This window comes from Dokdonia ponticola, assembly GCF_042653865.1.
In the GTDB taxonomy this organism is placed as follows: Bacteria; Bacteroidota; Bacteroidia; order Flavobacteriales; family Flavobacteriaceae; genus Dokdonia; species Dokdonia ponticola.
In genome coordinates this window covers 137,773-159,002 of sequence record NZ_JBHSFV010000008.1, presented here as the reverse complement: position 1 = coordinate 159,002, position 21,230 = coordinate 137,773, and the positions used below count along the sequence as shown (strand labels likewise).

The 21,230-nt window shown below is 32.4% G+C and carries 5 protein-coding genes; all 5 read left to right on the top strand.

The window, feature by feature from the left end; translation table 11 throughout:
- Window positions 1-167: 167 nt before the first annotated feature.
- The 5 genes from ACFO3O_RS13750 to ACFO3O_RS13730 all read left to right on the top strand — a co-directional run bounded on the left by ACFO3O_RS13750 (window position 168) and on the right by ACFO3O_RS13730 (window position 21,138).
- Entirely contained in the window at window positions 168-1,532 is a 1,365-nt protein-coding gene (locus ACFO3O_RS13750) for an aminotransferase family protein (RefSeq protein WP_379979761.1), read from the top strand.
- Window positions 1,529-5,488: an amino acid adenylation domain-containing protein gene (locus tag ACFO3O_RS13745; protein WP_379979759.1), complete on the top strand. Its 3,960-nt coding sequence runs from the start codon at window positions 1,529-1,531 to the stop codon at window positions 5,486-5,488. The genes ACFO3O_RS13750 and ACFO3O_RS13745 overlap by 4 nt, the downstream gene beginning before the upstream one ends.
- Entirely contained in the window at window positions 5,485-6,477 is a 993-nt protein-coding gene (locus ACFO3O_RS13740; protein WP_379979757.1) for a TauD/TfdA family dioxygenase, read from the top strand. The genes ACFO3O_RS13745 and ACFO3O_RS13740 overlap by 4 nt, the downstream gene beginning before the upstream one ends.
- Window positions 6,478-6,858: 381 nt before the next feature.
- Window positions 6,859-9,993, top strand: coding sequence for an amino acid adenylation domain-containing protein (locus tag ACFO3O_RS13735; RefSeq protein WP_379979756.1), 3,135 nt, complete (start codon window positions 6,859-6,861; stop codon window positions 9,991-9,993).
- Between the two features lie 12 nt (window positions 9,994-10,005).
- The gene (locus tag ACFO3O_RS13730; protein ID WP_379979754.1) at window positions 10,006-21,138 is read left to right on the top strand and encodes an amino acid adenylation domain-containing protein; all 11,133 of its coding nucleotides are present in this window, start codon (window positions 10,006-10,008) and stop codon (window positions 21,136-21,138) included.
- The last annotated feature ends 92 nt before the right edge of the window (window positions 21,139-21,230 follow it).

Genomic DNA, 21,230 nt, shown 5'->3' with positions numbered 1-21,230 from the left:
TTTTATGTTATCGTGGGTACTCACTCGAGACGATACCATAAAAAAGGATGCCACTTCTATCCCTAACGCAAAGAAAATATCAATGCTGTTTTTAATAAAAAAGAGCATACAAAATTCAGAAATAATTACAATATCAACACATTTTATAACCTAAAAAAAAGTTCACCATGATTAAACCACTAATACATTCGATGGCAGTTTGTCCAGATATGAATAAGCAATACGCTAAAATTCAATACGGAAAAGGAGTTTATCTCTATGATGAACGAGGAAGAAGATACTTAGACGGATCTTCAGGTTCCTCAGCAGTGTCAAATTTGGGACATGGGAGACAAGAAATTGCAGATGTAATAAGTCAGCAAGTTTCAAAAATCGCAGTATTACCAACACACGCTTTTAACTCAGATATCGTAGAGAACTACTTACAAAGATTAGCCAACTTTGCTCCTGAAGGATTTGTAAAATCTTGGACAGTGATGAGTGGGACAGAAGCAGTAGAAAATGCAGTAAAATTGGCATTGCAATACCACCAAGTACGAGGAGAAAATAGCAGGTACAAAATTATATCTCGCTGGAATACCTATCATGGGAATTCTGTCTTTATGCTCGATATTGGAGGAATGAAGGCTAGAAGACAATTATACACCAAATGGCTTAACAATTTCCCACACATATCTCCCGCATATAATTATAGAAGACCATCACAATTTTCTGAGCAAGAATATGTCCAGAGCTTACTTCAAGAATTTGAAGCAACTATACTGGAAACTGGTCCAGAAACAGTAGCTACCTTTATAGCAGAGCCTGTCATTGCAGCGGCTATGGGAGCTGTGCCTCCTCCTAAAAATTACTTTAGAGGCATGTATGAAATCTGTCAGAAATATGGAATTTTATTTATTTCGGATGAGATTCTTTCTGGATTTGGAAGAACAGGAGAAAACTTTGGGATTAATAATTATGGAGTAACCCCAGATATCATAGCAGCAGGAAAAGGAATTAGTGGAGGCTATTATCCACTGTCGGCTGTCATTGCTTCAAAAAAAGTAATACAGCCATTAGAAGATTCAAAAACAGCATTTCTTGGAGGGCATACATTCTCGTGTAATCCAGTAGGAGCAGCTGTAGGAACAGCAGTGTTAGACATCATTGAGAATGAGCAGCTTGTAAGAAGATCAAAAGATATGGGCGCATTATTTCTTAAAAAATTAGAAGTACTACGTCAGTATGATATGGTTGGAGACATTAGAGGCGTAGGATTACAATGCGGTATAGAACTCGTTCAAGACAAAGTAACCAAATCACCATTCCCGCCAGAATTAGGAATCTCTAAAAAAATTGGAGAAAAATCAATTCAAAAAGGAGTTGTGCTATATCCTGGTAAAGGCTCTGTAGATGGAGTGGCAGGAGACCATATCCTAATTACCCCTCCATTAACCATTAATGAAGAACAACTAGATGAGATCGTACATGCAATAAAAGAATGTATTGAAGAAGTAACTGTGGAATTAAAAAATGAGACCGTACTACGATGAATAAAAATATAATATTACAAAAAGCAAGAACAGAAGAGTTCTGGAGTAAACATCTAAAAGAGACTATAGACGTTAATGAAGCATCGTTTTTTGGTGGAAAAAATCAAAAAAGCACAAACGCTAATACGACTGAAATAACATACTTAAATCCAGAAAAAGTACAGGTGATTAATGACCTATGTAATGGATCTGATGTGTTAATTTATAATTTCTATGTAAGCGCATTAAGTATTTTGTTATCTCATTATGAAGAAAACTTTTTATTCTTATCGCCGCTTAATCAGTTTAGTCACGCTAGAGAAAAAGAAGAAGTATTTTTTCTTAAGCCAAAAATAAAGCTGGACAGTAATTTTAAGAAATTGTTTTCTTCATTAAAAGAATCACTTTTAGAAGCTATTCAATATACAATGGCATTTGACGAAGCGCAACGCAATTTTAAAGAGAAAGGGATTTTAGATAAAGCGACACAATTCGGGGTTGTTATAGAACAAACAGAAAATGAAGAATTTGGAGATTTGGTAAAAACCATGTTCAGGTTTGAATTGAAAGAAGCAAAACCTTATTTAGAAATCAACTTTAAAGGAGAACTTTACAATACAAAACTGCTAAAATTATTTAGTGAAAACGTAAAAACAGTTATAGATCAAGTTCTAGAAAAAACGTATACACCTATCCTAGAATTGGATTACAGCTCTCAAAAGGAAAAAGATATTCTAGAAGAAATTAATACACCAAGGTCATACTTCTCTTTAGATAAGAATATTGTAACGTTAATCAATATTCAATGTGAAAATAACAAAGGAGCGATAGCCATTCAGAATCAAGATCAATACATTACTTATGAGAACTTATATAAACAATCTAATCAGTTTTCTAGATATATCGTAACAAACTACCTAGCTCAAAAAGATGATCTTTTTGGAGTGATGTTATCACGATCTATCAATATGGTAAAATCAATTTTAGGTACCTGGAAAGCAGGAAGTGCGTATGTGCCTATCGGAACAAATTTACCAGATGATAATGTGTTACAGATCATTGAAAATGCAAACTTAAAGGCACTTATAATAGATGATGCCTCAGTACTAGAACAACTTTCTAGATTAGATGTAAAAGTGCCAATTATTGATCTCACAAAAATTCAGAATGATTTAGAAAAACAACTAGATACTTCTCTTGAAAAAACAATTCATGACAATGACCTTGCCTATGTAATTTACACGAGTGGGTCTACTGGAAAGCCAAAAGGAGTCATGATTGAACATTTAGGGATGACAAATCATATAGGTGCAAAAATAAAAGAGTTGTCTATAGATAGTGATAGTATTGTCGCTCAAAATGCTCCGCATACGTTTGATATTTCTGTTTGGCAAATGTTCTCTTCATTGGTAACAGGAGGCAAGTGTGTTATTTATGATACAGAAACGATTGTAGATGTAAAAAGCTTTTTTACTCGAATTGTCGAAGATCAAATTACTGTATTAGAGTTAGTACCCTCCTATTTACTTGAGTTATTATTACATATAGAAGACAAAAACGAAATAGATAGCTTAAACTTAGAATCTGTCATTTTAAATGCAGAAACGCTTACAAAATCTATGGTAAATAGATGGCTGTCTTTATATCCAAGTATCCCTATTGTGAATACGTATGGAGCAACAGAAGTCTCTGATGATATGTCTCATTACATTATGACAGAAGTGCCAGAAAGTTATTCGGTTCCTGTGATGAGATATCCTATTCAAAACTTTGAAGTTCATATAGTAGATGAGAATATGAGAAAAGTTCCTGTAGGAGTTCAAGGAGAGATATTACTAGCAAGTCCTTGCGTTGGAAGAGGATATCTAAATGATAAAGAAAAAACAGAAAAAGCCTTCCTAAAAGGTCCTATAAAAGGAATCACTTCAAAAAAGAGAATTTATAAAACAGGCGATTTAGGGAAGTTTATGCCCAATGGCACTTTAGAGTTTATAGGTAGAAATGATAATCAAGTAAAAATTCTTGGACATAGAATAGAGTTAGATGCCATAGAAAATGTCATATCTGTACTGCCAGAAGTAAAAAATACAAAAGCGATTGCCGATACTGATAAACAAAGAATAACACTTTATTATATTGCAAATCAAGAAATTGAAAAATCAGTATTAGAAACTACAATACTAAATAAATTGCCAAAATACATGTTGCCTTCAGTCTTTGTACAAATGGATATATTTCCGCTGACAAAGAATGGGAAAATAGATAAAAAATCACTTCCAGATCCTGACCAGTATAGAACACAAGACAAACATTATGTAGCTCCAGAAAATGAAGTAGAAGAAAAATTGGTTACTATTTGGAAAACGATTCTACAAGTTGATGAGGTAAGTGCTCTTGATAATTTCTTTGATTTAGGAGGGCACAGCTTAAAACTTATGCGTTTAAAAAATGAATATCATACGATGTTCAACGTGAAGATTGAGTTTCAAGATTTTTTCAGAAATACTACTTTGAGATCACACGCAATTTTAATTGAAACTTCTGAAGTAAATGTCTTTACAGAAATCCAAAAAATAGAAGAAGCAGAAAGTTATCCTGTATCTCATGGTCAGAAGCGTTTATGGATTATAAGCCAATTAGAAGGAGCCTCTAGCGCATATAATATGCCCTCTCAAATAGAGCTTAATGGAACCCAAGATTTAGATGCCCTTAAAAAAGCAATTCTAGCTACTATTGAAAGACATGAAATCCTTAGGACTGTTTTTAAATTAGATGGTAAAGGTAATTTAAGACAATGGGTGCTTTCAAAAGAAGATTTTGATTTTACATTTGATTATCAAGATTATAGTAATGATGAAAATCAAAACCAAAAGCTAGAAGAATATGTAGATCGTGATATGCAAACGGCCTTTGATTTAGAAAAAGGACCTTTATTACGAATAGCACTTCTCAACCTCTCTGATGATAAGCAAGTGCTTTATTATAATATACATCATATTATTGGAGATGGGTGGTCTACCGAAGTATTAATAAAAGATGTTTTGACATATTATGAAGCTTTCCAAAATAATACAGTACCAGTACTCCCTGAATTAAAAATTCAATATAAAGATTATGCGTATTGGGAGAATGAACAAGCTTCTAAAGAAGAGTATCAAAAGCATAAAGAATATTGGACAAATACATTTTCTGGGGTACTTCCTTTATTAAATATCCCAGGACAAAAGGAGCGATCTAGTACCAAGAATTTTAACGGATATACTTTAGGAACCTATATTTCTTTGAAAGATACCAGAAAACTCAAAGCGTTTTGTAATGAACATGGAGGAAGCTTATTTATGGGAGTGCTTACTGTATGGAACATTTTATTTTATAAATATACAAGGCAAAATGATTTTGTAATAGGAACTCCAATCGCAGGAAGAGAGCACGCAGACTTGAAAAATCAAATAGGATTTTATATGAATACGTTGGCGTTAAGAAATCAAATAGACCCTGAGGACACTTTCGTGAAAACCTATAAAGAAATTAAGGACACAACACTCCAAAGTTATAATCATCAAACGTATCCTTTTGATAAGCTTGTAGAAGATATAAATGCCAATAGACATTTAGGTAGGAACCCTATTTATGATGTGATGTTATCATTTCATAATATCATAGACAATGTTTCTGTATCAGAAATACAAGAAGTAGATGAAATATTTGATATGGGTGAGATGAAATCAAAACTAGATGTACTCATTAATTTTACAGAAAGAGGCAATAATATCTATTTTGATATCAACTACGATAGTGATTTATACGATCGGTCTATTATTGAAAAATTGATGCGCGATTTTAAAAATCTTCTTCAAAAACTCTTAATACATCAAGAAGCAAAAATAAAGGATGTACACTATCAAGTAGAAGAAATTCAAAACTTCAAGAAGAAAAATCTTCACAAGTTAAAAACTATTAAAACTAACATGGTATGAAAAATAGATTAAGCCTTCTTAAAACAATGACAACTAAGAAGATAACAGATGATGAAGGGATTAAAACTTCTTTCTTTGAAAATCCTATCAAATTACCAATGGTTATGCAACCAGTGCATAGTGATTTTGATATAAATAGCTGGATGATTGATAATAGGACTCAATTTGAAGATAATTTAAGAAAGTATGGAGGAATATTATGCAGGGGTTTTGGAATAGATACCGTAGATAAATTTGAAACCTTAATGAATAAGTTTCCAAATGACTTACTAGACTATTCTTTTAGATCATCTCCGCGTTTTGAATTATCAAATAACGTATACGTATCTACAACATATCCAGAGGATCAGGTAATTAATATGCATAGTGAGAGTTCTTATGCACCTAACCATCCAGCACGAATTGTTTTTTGTTGTATTACACCCGCTACTGTAAAAGGTGAAACACCCATAGCAGATAACAGATTGATACTTCAGAATTTAAGCGATACATTAAGGAATAAGTTTTTGAATAAAGGGGTGCAGTATCGAAGAAACCTGAGTGGAGTTTTGGGATTAAATTGGCAAGAGGTCTTTCAAACATCAGATAAAAAAACAGTTGAGACTGAGTGTCTTGAAAACGGAATGGACTATACTTGGGTAAGTGATGATCAGTTAGTACTGACTTGGACCAAAAAAGCGATATGGAAACATCCAATAACCAAAGAGTTAGTTTGGTTTAATCATGGGTTGTTTTTTAATAAATACATGCTTAATAATGATATTTTAGATTCTGTAACATCAGATAAAGAACTTCCAAACAATACTTTTTTTGGAGATGGAACTGAAATTTCTAAAGAAGAAATTGAAGAACTAAAAAGTGCTTATAAAAAAGCAACTGTAATGTTCCCTTGGGAAAAAGGAGATGTTCTCTTTTTAGATAATATGCTAGCATCTCATGGCAGAAATTCTTATCAAGGAGAACGTAAAATTATAGTCTCTATTTCATAAAACGATATACGCCCACTAATAATTTTAATGTCAAAAAGAGCATAATTATTGGGCACATAAGGTGCTTCCTTGAATTTTTAATACAAAACAATTAACTCAGAGATAAACAACTTCTGATGACACCCCCATCCCTCATGAAATAAGAGCCTTTTCCAAAGTCAAGTATAACTGAACGCGATGATCATTTTTTGTGATATTATGTCTTCACAAAACGTATGCTCTCAATGTGAACTTTGACCTTATTATCAGGGGAATCTTCAGATGTTAATGAGTTCTGTTCCAAATTCAAGGATGAGCACCTCATATACACTTCACCTTTTAAAAATAAATGTAATAGTCTAATACTCAATATTAGAAAAACTAATTAAATAACACAGTATTATGAATTCAGATACTTCCAAAAATATTGATGGATATGAGCTTTCCGAAAACCAGAAAAACCTATGGCAAATAGGTAGGGATAATCTCGCCGTTTTTTATAGTCAATTCACACTTAAGTGTAACACACAAATTTCGTGTGATCAATTACGAAGCGCATTGATGTCAGTAATACAAAAGCATGAGGTTTTGAGATTTAAAACTCTCATGCCTAAAAATTATATTTTTCCTGTACAATTTGCTTCAGAAAAAGAAGAAATAGATTATGTAGAGATCGACAGTACAAAGCCAGATTTTCTGAATGTTTTATCAGAGCAATTAGATAAAGCATATAATACTTATGAAAATGTACCTGTTAGATTCTGTGTTGTAAAGGAGAACACTTACGTGAAAGAAGTGTATGTAAGGTTATATACTCTTTGGTCAGATGTCTTTAGTATTTCTTTATTCTGTCAAGAATTATCAAAAGCTATTCATACAAATTTAGAAGTAGCTGAAGAAGTAGAAGAAAGTATAGCGTACGTTAATTACGCAGCTTGGCAAAATGAATTAATAGAAAACCCAGAAGCAGAAGCAGTTGTTTTTTGGGAAGCATACAAACCACAAATTGGTCAGAAAATAGACCCTTTTGTTAATGAGACTCTGAGTCAAAAATTTGCTCCACAAAGAAGACAAATAGGTTTCTTAAAAGGCGATGAGTATGTAAACTTCAAGAATAACTGTAAAAATAATAATGTCAAATTAGAAGATGCATTATTATATAAATATGCTTCTTTTTTATCTGTATTTACAGAAGACCAAATAACCATAGGATATGCACAGCCCAAAAGAGCCTATGAAGAGCTTAATGCTACACTAGGGTTAATTACTAAAACATTACCTATAAAGCTTGCTATACCACAAGGTTTAGATGTCATATCTGGAATTAAAGAAGTAAGAAAGCAAATAAAACAAGTAGAAAATTGGGCAGACTATTTTTCTTTAGATAGGAAGAGTTCAGAATCAAATAATAACAAAACATTTAATTATAATTTTGAGTATGTAAATATTAAAAATTATACCAAACAAAATCAAAACTATTTTGGTTTTACCGCCAGTGATTTTCACACCGTTGGAGATATTTTTTTTCTAAAAGTAAGTTGTGTTGATTATGGGGATAGTATTGCTGTAGATATGTACTACGATTCAGGAAGATACACTGAAAAAGATATTGATGTATTAGAGAGTCAACTTAAAAAATATGTAACAAATTTCAATGTAGATACAGCTACAAAAGTACAATTAAGCGAGGTGGAAAATACCATTATAACAACTGCAAACGCTACAAAAAAGGCATACTCAAATAAGGAATCCATACTTGAATTATTTGAAAGTCAGGTTGTCAATAATCCTGAAAACACAGCCCTTATATATGGAGAGAAAGAAATCACGTATAGAGAGCTCAATGAACTTTCAGATCAATTTGCTACTTACATATCAGAAAAGTGTACTGTTGAAAAAGGAGACCCAGTATGTATTCTACTACAACGTTCTGATTGGTATGTAATCAGTATGTTAGGGATCTTAAAAACAGGAGCCTATTACATCCCAATAGATCAAACATATCCAGAGGATAGAATCAAATTTATTCTACAAGATTGTAAGAGTAAACTATTAATCAGTGATGTAGATGGGATAACGTCTGAAAGCACAAATTCTCTAAGAGTTATTAATCCTTCAGATGAAACTATATATGAAGATGAGTTTATAGCTTATAAATCATGTGTGACTTCACAAGAAGTCGCCTATTGTATATACACATCGGGTTCTACTGGAAATCCAAAAGGATGTTTAGTTACACACGGTAATTTGGTTCATTATATTCAATGTGCAAATGACTACTATTTTAATGATAGTGAAAGTGGTAATTGGGCATTGCTTACATCTATTTCTTTTGATCTTACAGTCACTTCTTTATATACAAGTTTAACAAGAGGAAGAGTCTTAAACATTAAAAATGAAGCAAAAGATATTAGTGAGTTACTAGAAGAAAGTTTTAATGATCCTTCTATAGACACTTTAAAGTTGACACCAGCACATTTATCCTTGCTCAAGGATTTGGATATTACATCTACCAACATAAGTACTATTATTTGTGGAGGGGAGCAACTTCTTAAAAACCAGGTTGATATTGTCCGAAACATTAATCCTAATGTTAGAATATTTAATGAATATGGTCCTACAGAAACAACTGTAGGATGTATTGTAAAAGAGGTTTTTAATGAAGAAAAAATAGTGATAGGAAAACCAATCGCTAATACAATAATCTTTATTAAGAATGCGAATGATAATTTATGCCAAGTAGGTGAAGTAGGGGAGATTATTATTGGGGGATCTGGAGTGTCTTTAGGATATTTTAATAGAGATGAATTAACAAGAGAAAAATTTATAGAAGATTTTCCTGAATGCAACTGTAAAGTATATAGAACAGGTGACTTAGCCAGATGGCTTCCTGATGGAAATATAGAGTACCTAGGCCGAAAAGATGATCAAGTAAAAATAAGAGGGTATAGAATAGAACTAGGTTCTATTGAACGACATCTAAGAGAAAAAGAGGGTGTAACAGATGTTGTTGTAATCGCAACATCAGAAGAAAATAAAGCCAAAGAGCTCATAGCTTACGTTGTTTCTGAAATACCCCAAAGTGCTACTTCATTACAAGAGCATTTATTAAAGACGCTACCAGTGTATATGTTACCAAGTTATTATGTGCAACTAAAAAGCATTCCATTAACAGTAAATGGTAAAATTGATAAGAAAACACTCTTAGAAACAGGTGAAAACCTGTCTAGTGGAGTAGAATATCGAGCACCTGCAAATGATCTAGAAGAAAAATTAGTAAGTATTTGGGAAGAGATTTTACAGATAGATACCATCGGAACACTGGATAACTTCTTTGTAATAGGCGGTAATAGTTTAAAAGCTGTAACGGTAATAAATCATATTTATAAAATATTTGACGTGAAACTCCAACTTAGAGATTTCTTTAAATCGGCCACAATAAAAGATATAGCCCAAGAGATCAAAAAAGTCGTTGATGTAAGAGATATTCAAAAAGTAAGCTCAAATCAAGAATTTGATAGTGAAATAGTAATTTAATTATATATAACCATGTATAAGTTATTAAAGAAATTAGCAGACAAAAACATCCATATCCATATCGAAAATGATAACCTTAAGATTAAATTTAATGGGGATAGCTTACCTAAAGATATTGTTGAGGAAATCAAAAACAATAAGGAAGCATTATTAAGTTATTTAAAGGGAAGTGATACAAATCAAAGCTACCAACGAATTGAAAAAGTTGTAGAAGAAGATTCATATCCAGTATCATCAGCTCAGAAACGCTTATGGGTACTAGATCAAGTAGAAGGAGGATCTATCGCTTATAATATGCCATTTCAAGTAGCACTTAATGGTTCTTATGATTTAGAAAATCTTCAGGAAGCTATTCAAGTAACGATAGCACGTCATGAAATTCTAAGAACGGTATTTAGAGAGAATGAATTAGGAGAAATACGTCAGTGGATATTAGATGCTTCTGAAGTAAATTTTGCCATCGACTATCAAGATTTTAGAAACCTTGAAGGTACTAGTCAAGAAGATACAGTGGCTAGTTATATTCAAAAAGATACCTTCACTGCATTTGATTTAGAAAATGGACCTTTATTAAGAGTTGCTGTATTACAACTAGCAGATGATCGTGCTGTTTTTTATTATAATATGCACCACATTATTAGTGATGGGTGGTCATTAGGAGTACTTTCTAAAGATATCTTAACAGCTTATCAGGCAATTAATGATGGAAAAGAAATTCCGTTTTCAGAACTAAGAATTCAATATAAAGATTATGCTGCTTGGCAACTCGACCAATCTGAAGAATCTTCATTTAGTAAAGGCAAAGAATACTGGACAAATCAATTATCAGGTAATTTGCCAGTAGTAGATTTACCTACTTACAAAAAGAGACCTGCTCTTAAAACAAATAACGGGAAGCGACTTACAACGAGTATATCAGAAGAAACCGTAACAAAACTCAACACGTTTTGTCAAGAAAGAAAAGGAAGTCTCTTTATGGGGCTTGTAGCGACTATAAATGCATTGCTATATAGATATACACAACAAGAAGATCTCATTATAGGAACTCCTGTTGCAGGAAGAGATCATCCAGATTTAGAAAATCAAATAGGATTCTACGTAAATACGTTGGCATTAAGAAACAATGTAACAACTACAGATACTTTTGAGAGCTTATTTACACGTGTAAAAGAGACTACTTTAAAAGGTTTTGAATACCAAAACTATCCTTTCAATCAACTTGTTCAGGATTTAGAACTTAAAAGAAACGTAAGTAGAAATACAGTATTTGATATTATGCTAGTGATGCATAATATGAAAGATAAAAATACAGGCGGAGATGTACATTCATACCAAGAAGGTGTAGCAGATAAAGGAATATTCTTAAGCAAGTTTGATCTAGAATTTAATTTTAGAGAAGTAGATGGTTTTATGGTTTTTGACGTCATTTATAATACAGACGTTTATGACAAAGAAGTGATTGAAGGCTTTATGAAGCATTTCAAGAAATTCTTAGCAGAAGCTTTAGTGTCTTCACAGCAACATATAGATGATTTAGTTTATATCTCATCAGAAGAAAATAAATTATTATTAGAGGACTTTAATAATACAGTTACTGCATATCCTAATGATATGACTGTATTAGATCTATTTGCTTCACAAGTAGCAAATGATTCTGAAAAAGTGGCTTTAGTGTATGAAAATGATACAGTAACCTTTGGAGAATTAGATAGAAAATCAAATCAATTAGCAAACTATTTAGCCTCAGAAGGAGTAGAGAATACATTAATTCCTATCTGTACTGATCGTTCTTTTGAGATGGTTATTAGTATTCTAGGAATATTAAAATCAGGAAACGCTTATGTACCTGTTGATACAAAATATCCTCAAAAACGTATCGAATACATTTTAGAAGATACCGCAGCACAATACGTGATTAGTGGAGATGCACACATATCTTTATTTGACTCTTGTACAGTGATCAATATAGATACATTTCCCTATGATGTATATGCTACAGAGGCACCAGCATATAAAGTAACACCTCAACATACGGCTTATTGTATTTATACCTCTGGAACAACAGGGAATCCTAAAGGGGTGCTAAATGCGCATTCTGGATTGTTGAATAGATTACTTTGGATGAAAGACGAGCTAGCGATTACATCATCATCGGTGATTTTGCAAAAAACACCTTATGTATTTGATGTATCTGTTTGGGAGCTTACCATGCCATTATTAGCAGGATGTAGCTTAATTATGGCAAGACCAGAAGGTCACTCAGATCCAGAGTATTTACAAGAAGTGATTGCTCAGAATAAGGTGACAATTGTTCATTTTGTTCCTTCTATGCTTACAGTTTTCTTAGAGTCATTAGCAGTAGAAAAACTGGAAAGCCTTATGCATGTTGTATGTAGCGGAGAAGCATTATCTTCAGCGGTTGTTTCAAAATTTAAAAACGTATTAACAAGCACGCATATCCATAATTTATATGGTCCTACAGAAGCTGCTATAGATGTAACGACTATAGATTTAACTTCTGTAAATACAGATGAAGAAGGAGTAACTATTGGAAAACCAGTTGCAAACACACAATTGTATGTTGTAAACCCTTCTAATAATTTACAACCTGTTGGCGTTGTAGGAGAGTTATTAATTGGGGGTGTACAAGTATCTCAAGGATACCTTAATAAGCCAGTATTAACCGCAGAAAAGTTTATAAGAGACCGCTTTCGCGAAAGCGGAAACCTATATAAAACAGGAGATTTGGTACGATGGTTACCAAATGGAAATATAGAATACCTAGGCAGAAAAGATCATCAGGTAAAAATAAGAGGATACAGAATAGAATTAGGAGAAATAGAAAACTGTATAGAAGAAGTTTCTCAAGTAAAACAAGCCGTTGTACTAGCCAGAAAAGATGGAGAGACCAAACGCCTAGTAGCCTATGTTGTTACAGAGGGAACGCTTGATAAAGTAGAAGTTCAGAAATATTTACAGGCTAAATTACCAGAATATATGGTGCCTTCGATCTATGTTTCATTAGATCAGATTCCTTTAAGTATTAATGGGAAAGTAGACAGAAAGGCATTGCCAGATCCAGTAAATAGTGATATAAAGACCAGTGTATATGTAGCTCCAAGAACAGAAACAGAGCAAAAACTAGCACAGTTATGGCAAGAACTTTTACGAGTAGATGAGGTTGGAGTTTATGATAACTTCTTCTCATTAGGAGGTGATTCTATAATCGCTATCCAATTAATAAGTAGAGCCAAAAAAGAAGGAATATCTTTTAAAGTAAAAGATATTTTTGAATACCAAACTATTGACGGATTATCACAATCAATAGGCAAAGAAGTAGCTATCATTAGTGAACAAGGTATACTAGAAGGAGCCATGGGATTATTACCTATCCATCATAACTTTTTTGAAAAAGAATATGTAGCCTATAACCATTATAATCAGTCTGTATTATTAAATATTTCAAAAGAAGTAGCGACAGATGTTATTGAGCAGGCTATTGACAAAGTATACAAAAAACATGATGCATTAAGATTACAATATGAACTGAAGGGTGATACACATACAGGAATGTATAATGCATCTATTCCTGAAGTAGAAATGGTAACTTTAGAAGAAGAAGCTACGTCAATTTCTGAGGAAATAACAAATATTTGTACGTCATATCAATCAAGTTTGTCTATTGAGGAAGGTGTTGTTTCTAAGTTTGTGTATATAAAAACGCCTTCAGAAGAAGTATCTAATAGATTATTTATAACGGTGCATCACCTCGCTATTGATGGTGTGTCTTGGCGTATCATTTTAAAAGACTTTTCATCGTATATGTCTTTACTCCTTGAAGGAAAAGAACTTCCTGTAGAAGAAAAGACAACGTCTTACAGACAATGGCAACAAAGCTTACAAGCGTATGCATCTAGCGAGCGATTAATCTCTGAAAAATCATACTGGAAGTCTGTAGCATCAAAAGCTACCGTAATCCCGCAAGACACTTCCTATGATGGAATCACTACGCATGCAGAAAATAAGCATTACACAGTGAGTTTGTCAAAAGAGCAAACGCAACTTTTATTACAAGAGTCGCATCAAGCGTATGGCACAGAGATCAATGATTTATTACTAGCTGCATTAACGACTAGTTTATCTAGTTGGTCTGGTCATAATGAGATCGTCATAGGACTTGAAGGTCACGGGAGAGAAGAGCTATTTAATGATATAGATATTACAGAAACGGTAGGGTGGTTTACTACTTTGTATCCAGTCGCTTTAAAGAATTTTGAAAATGACTTAGAGACTACTATTGTAGAGACAAAAGAAAACCTAAGAGCAATTCCTACTAAAGGGATTGGGTATGGGGTATTACGTTACTTATCTACAGATGAGAATATCCGTGAGGAATTATCTATAGATACAGAGCAGATTATCTTTAATTATTTAGGCCAAGTAGGTCAGGAACAAGGAGAAGATGGAGCGTTTAGTTTTTCGCCAGAAAATAAAGGCAAAGAAATAGGAGAAGCTAATCATACAGGTAGCAAAATAACAATTAACTGTATTATAGTAGATGGCGTATTAAGTCTTAGCTGGAGTTATGATGCAAATCGTTTTCATTCAGATACCATTAGCGCAATTGCTACAGGGTATAAAAATGCATTAGAAGCAGTTATCTCACTTTGTACAAGTACCATTAATCAGGTATATACTCCAAATGATTATGGATTAAATGGACTCGTAAATTATCAGGAATTAAAAACATTTAAAGAATTACCACATACCTATCAAATAGAAGATATCTATAAACTAAGTCCTTTACAAGAAGGATTACTTTTTCATAGCTTATATGGGAATGATGCAAATGCATACATATTGCAACTAAGTTTTGATATGAAAGGAGCGTTCAATTTGGATCATTTTAAAGCAGCTTGGAATCTTGTTATAAAAAAGCATAGTATTCTAAGAACTTCCTTTTATCCTGAAGCGATGGGAGTTCCTGTACAATGTGTGTATATAGATATTGATCTTCCATTAACAGTAATTGATTATAGAGGACAAGAGAATGTAGCAGAAAAGATTAAGAGCTATATAGATAAGGATGCAAATACACCATTTAATATGGAAGAAGCACCATTATTTAGATTAACACTAGTAAGACAATCAGAAGAAAATACAAAGCTGATTTTTACAAACCATCATATATTATCAGATGGATGGTCTTCACCTATTATTTTTGGAGAGTTTATTTCCAATTATCAGTCTTTAGTACATGATGAGATTCCAGTAACTACAAATCAAAAAGATGATTACAAAGATTATATTACATATCTATCAAAGAAAGACCGTTTTGAAACACTTTTATACTGGAGAAACCATTTAAGTAATTTAGAATCTCCAAGTATTCTTCCGTTTTTAGATACAAGTGAAAAGCATAATACAACCTTTGGGAATACAAATATGATATTATCAAAAGGGAAAGATTATGTTCTGAAGCTAGAAAAATTTGCAAAGGATAATCACATTACCATTAATACTATTATACAAGGTATTTGGTCTTATTTATTATCGCAGTACACAAATAACCAAACTGTTGTTTTTGGAACTGTAATATCAGGGAGGCCTACAGAATTAAAAGGAGTAGAAACTAGAGTAGGATTATATATCAATACAATTCCTTTGTGTACAACAATAGAAGGAGAAACAGAAATCACAACTTGGTTAAGCAATCTTCAGAAAGGTTATACAACTTCACGAGAAGAGTATGGACATTCTTCTCTAGCAGATATTCAAAAGCAAAGTGTGATAGGTCGAGATTTATTTGACAGTTTACTCGTTTTTGAAAATTATCCTTTAGAATCTATAAAATCGGTAGACTCAGATTTGGGAATCGATAACATACAGATGAAGCAGCAAAATAATTATGCGCTGACCATATCTGTAAATCACATTTCTAATCATGACATTCACATAACCTGTGAGTATAATTCTGAAGTACTGTCTGATACTATTATAGAGATGATTAAAGGGCATTTCGATACTATATTAGATTCTATTTTAAAGTCAAATAAAATAAATGATCTTGAGTACCTTACATCAATAGAAGTAGAGCGTATTTTAAAAGAGTTTAATAGTATTACACCACAAACTACGATAGATAAGGATGTAACCGTCCTTGATGCATTTTATACGCAAGTAGAAAAAACACCAGATGCAATTGCCGTAAGATTTGAAGAAAAAGAATTGACGTTCAGAGAGTTAAATTCTTTGTCTAATCAATTGGCCCATTGTTTAAAAGATGAATATTTGATTTCATCAGGTGATCTAATTGGAATTAAATTAGACAGAAGTGAGTGGGCTGTGATTTCTATTTTAGGCGTACTTAAATTAGGAGCCGCTTATGTCCCTATAGATCCAGAATACTCATCTTCTAGAGAAGAAAATATTCTCAATGATTCCGAAGTAAAAATGGTCATTACTGAAACAAACTATATGTTTGATTTCTCAGAGTATGAAGGCACTTTATTCTCCATTGATATTGAGTTTGAGTCAGATCGATATGTAGATACTGTAGTTGATGTTTCGCTTTCGCGAAAAGACTTAGCTTATGTTATTTATACATCTGGATCAACAGGTAAGCCTAAAGGAGTTATGATAACTCACGGCTCTCTGATGAATTATTTGACTTGGGGGAAAAATACATACCTAGACGAAAATCAATTGTCTAATAATAACTTTGGATTATATACATCACTATCATTTGACTTAACAGTGACTAGTTTATTTATCCCTTTAATAAGCGGAAGTACATTACAAATTTTTGGTCAAGGAGAAATCTCAAAAACCTTAAAAACATATATAGAAACCGGAATATCGTGTATCAAATTAACACCTGCACATATTAGTGTATTAAAAGAATTAACAATAGATACGAATCAACTTGAAGTGGCTATTGTAGGAGGAGATGCTTTATTACAACATCATGTAGATATCTTAAGAAATATCAATCCTGCGATAAAAATTTATAATGAATATGGTCCTACAGAAGCAACAGTAGGTTGTATGATTTATGAAGTTCCTTTTAAAGAAGAAAATATATCTATTGGTCGTCCAATTCTAAATACAGAAATATACATTATCAATTCATCAAATAAATTAGTTCCTAATGGAGTTGTTGGAGAGATTTGTGTAGGAGGAGCAGGATTAGCAAAAGGATATCTTAATCGTCCAGAATTAACGGCAGAAAGATTTATAACACATCCTTTCAATTCTAATGAGTTGATTTATAAAACAGGAGATGTTGGCCGTTGGTTACCAAATGGTAATATGGAGTATTTAGGAAGAGAAGATAATCAAGTTAAAATTAGAGGATATCGTATAGAACTAGGAGAGATAGAGCAGCAACTGCTTACAAAAAATGATATAAATGATGTTTCCGTCATTGCAGTTTCTAAGCCAAATGGAGAAAAAGAACTGGCTGCCTATATTGTATTTGAAGAGTCACAAAACACAATCACAGAATTACGCAGATTTTTATTAGACAGATTACCTGCCTATATGATTCCTAATCATTTTGTAGAGTTAGAGAAAATACCATTGACAGTAAACGGAAAAGTGAATAAAAAGATGCTACCTTCAGTAGAAGGGCTCGAAGTTTCTAGTGGTGTTGAGTATATAGCTCCTCGCAATGAGATAGAAGAGGATTTAGCAACATTATGGAAAGAACATTTTGAAGTTGATCAAGTAGGTATTAAAAGCGATTACTTTCAATTAGGAGGTGATTCTATAAAAATGATTCGTTTTATAAGTGATATTAATAAACTATTTAACCTAGAGTTTCCAATAGCAACTTTTTATGAGAACCCTACTATAGAAGGAATATCATCATTTATAGCCACTCAAGAAAATAATTCTTCTTTTAGTAAAGAGCTTAAAGCGAAAATAGAAACAGCTATAGATCAATTAGAAGCATCAGTACTTAATAGTCACCCATCGGCTAGTAACATAGCAAATGTGTATCCTATGAGTGATGTACAAATGGGTATGATTCTCACAGGGCAACTAGCGAGAGAAAACAAAGAGTATGGCGTATTTCATGACCAATGGTTATTTCAAATAGGGCTAATAGATGTAGAACGTCTTACGGAAGCTATGAAGCTATTAGTGCATAAACACGAGACACTAAGAACATCATATCATCTATATGACTACGATGAGCAAGTACAAATAATACATAAAGAAGTGCCTGTCCATATTGGGTTTGAAGATATAAGCTCTCAGCGTAAAGAAGATAAAGAGGCACATGTTCAGAAATTCTTACAATACGAAAGAGAAGAAAACACTTTTGATGTTACTGTTGCCCCTTTATGGAGAATAAACATCTTTCAGATTAATGAAACGGAGATCATTTATGCACTTCAATTCCATCATGCTTTATTAGATGGTTGGAGTGAGAAAAGTATGCGAGTTGAGCTCTTTGACATTTATACTGCACTAGAAACTAATTCAGAAATTAAATTATCTGAATTGAAATGTAGTATGAGAGATAGTGTAGTGTCAGACCTTGTAGAATTACAAAACGAGGAAAATATTTTATACTGGAAAAATAAAGTAGCGGGACATAAACGATTAGAAATTTTTACAGAAGAGTATATAGACATTCAAAGATCAAAAGCATATAGCAAAGATTTTTCAAAAGCTATTTTAGAAAAATGTAAAGAAGATGGAATAACACCTAAGTCATTATTCTTTAGTGGTTATCTATACATTCTTAGTATGCTTTCTTTTGAAAAAGATATAACACTTGGAATGGTAGCGCATCGTCGTCCTATGATAGAAGATGGAGACAAGTTATTAGGATGTTTTCTAAACTCTGTCCCTTTTAGATATGATATGAAATCTTCTATGAAAGGGTCTTGGTTAGAGTATGTGAAATCTATAGAATCAGATCTTAATGAACTAAAAGGAAAAGATAGATTCTCTCTAAATAGTATTGCAGATCTAGCAGGAGAAAAATCTCAAAAAAATCCATTTTTTGATGTATTATTTAATTATGTAGATTTTCATATACTTAATGAATTATATGATAATGAAGATTTTCAACTACAAGAATCTACCACTGAAGCCGAAGATTTTTCCTTTGACGATTTTGAAAGAACAAATACATTTCTTGATCTTACATTAAGTGTTACAAGAGAAAATGTCTCTATTACATTTACTCAAAATAGAATGCTTAAGTCTGGAATAAAAGTAGAAGATTTGATAACATATTACGATAATTTTTTACATGCTTATATATATGACAGTGACGCTATAATTAAGGCTTCAAATATTATTTCTAAAGAAGAAAAACAAATACTCCTTCATGATTTTAATGCTACTGATATAGCCTATTCAAATTATGACACTTTGATAGATGTATTTGAAAAGCAAGTCAAAATTACTCCAGATGCTACTGCAATTGTATATCTTGATAAAGAATTGACGTACCAACAACTGAATGAATTGTCAAATCGTTTTGCTCAATATTTAGTAAAAGATTACGATATAAAAAAGAATGATCTGGTAGGAGTAAAGGTCGAAAGAAATGAGTGGACTTTAGTAACTATTCTAGGGATTTTAAAATCTGGAGGTGCATACGTGCCAATTGATCCAAAGTATCCAGCATCTAGAATTGAATTTATAGAAAACGATAGTCAATGTAAATTATGTGTTGATGATCATATCGTTTCCAAATTTATATCTGAGAAGGATAATTATTCTAAAAACAAACTACATATAGAGAGGAGTTCTAGTGATTTAGCATATGTAATATATACATCTGGATCTACAGGGAACCCTAAAGGTGTTATGGTAGCTAATAAGAGTATCCTTAATACAATCCTATCTCAAATAGATGCTTTTGATTTAAGGAGCAAAAGGAGAAATTTACAATTCGCATCTTTTTCTTTTGATGCTTCTATTTGGGAGAGCTTTATAACATTATTGTCAGGGTCAAGTCTTTATATTGTTAGTGAAGAAATGCGTAATAATCCACGATTATTAGAAACATATATCCAAGATAATGATATAGATATAGCTACACTACCTCCTGCATATCTTAAATTAATGGATATTAGTAAACTTGCAAGTATAACAACTATGATTACTGCAGGAGAAGCTCCAATATACGATAGTGTAAAAGAATATTTAGCATTAGGCTCAGGATTTTATTACAATGCTTACGGTCCCACAGAAGTAAGTATCTGTGGTTCTACATATTGTATTTCTAATACAGATATGCTAAAAGATAGGATAGTACCTATAGGAATACCTATACCTAATGCACAAGTTTATATCCTTGACACAATAAATCATATGTTACCAACAGGTGTAATAGGAGAAATTTGTATAGGGGGAGAAGGTCTTGCTAAAGGCTATTTAAACAGACCAGAGTTAACTTCTGAGAAGTTTATAGTTAATCCATTTCATAAAAATGAACGTTTGTATAAAACGGGAGATTTAGGAAGGTGGTTGCCAGATGGTAATATAGAATTTCATGGAAGAAAAGATGATCAGGTTAAAATTAGAGGTCATAGAATTGAGTTAGGAGAAGTTGAAAATCAATTGCTGGAAAAAGAAGAAATCACAGAAGCGGTTGCTCTTGTCTCTGAAAATATAGATACTGAAAAACAACTAATTATATACTATGTGTCAGATAAGAAAGAAGTGATTTCTGAATTACGAGATTATTTATCAAATAAATTACCGCTCTACATGTTACCAGAAGTCTATATTCAAATGGATAAAATGCCACTAACTCCTAATGGCAAAATTGATAAGAAAACGCTTATTAATCTAGATGAATTCCAACCCATGTCAGGAGTAGAATTTGTGGCTCCAAGTAATGAAATAGAAGAGAAGCTAGCTTTGATTTGGAGTGAGGTCTTGAAGAAAGATAAAGTAGGAATTAAAGACTCCTTTTTTGAGATGGGAGGAAATAGCTTAAAAGCTATTCAGATTACTTCGAGAATTCGAAAAGAATTTAACTGTACTATAGATGTTGCAGCATTATATCATAATGCGACCATCGAAGGTGTAAAGATTCAAATAGAAAACTCTATCTGGATTAATGATCAATTAAAGATCAAAGAAGAAAACGTTGAGACATTTTCTTTCTAAAAGTGATTAAACTTTTAATCACTAAAACACACATCATTTTATTTTTAGAATGATGTGTGTATAATCTTGTGTAATACAAGAATTTCATAAAA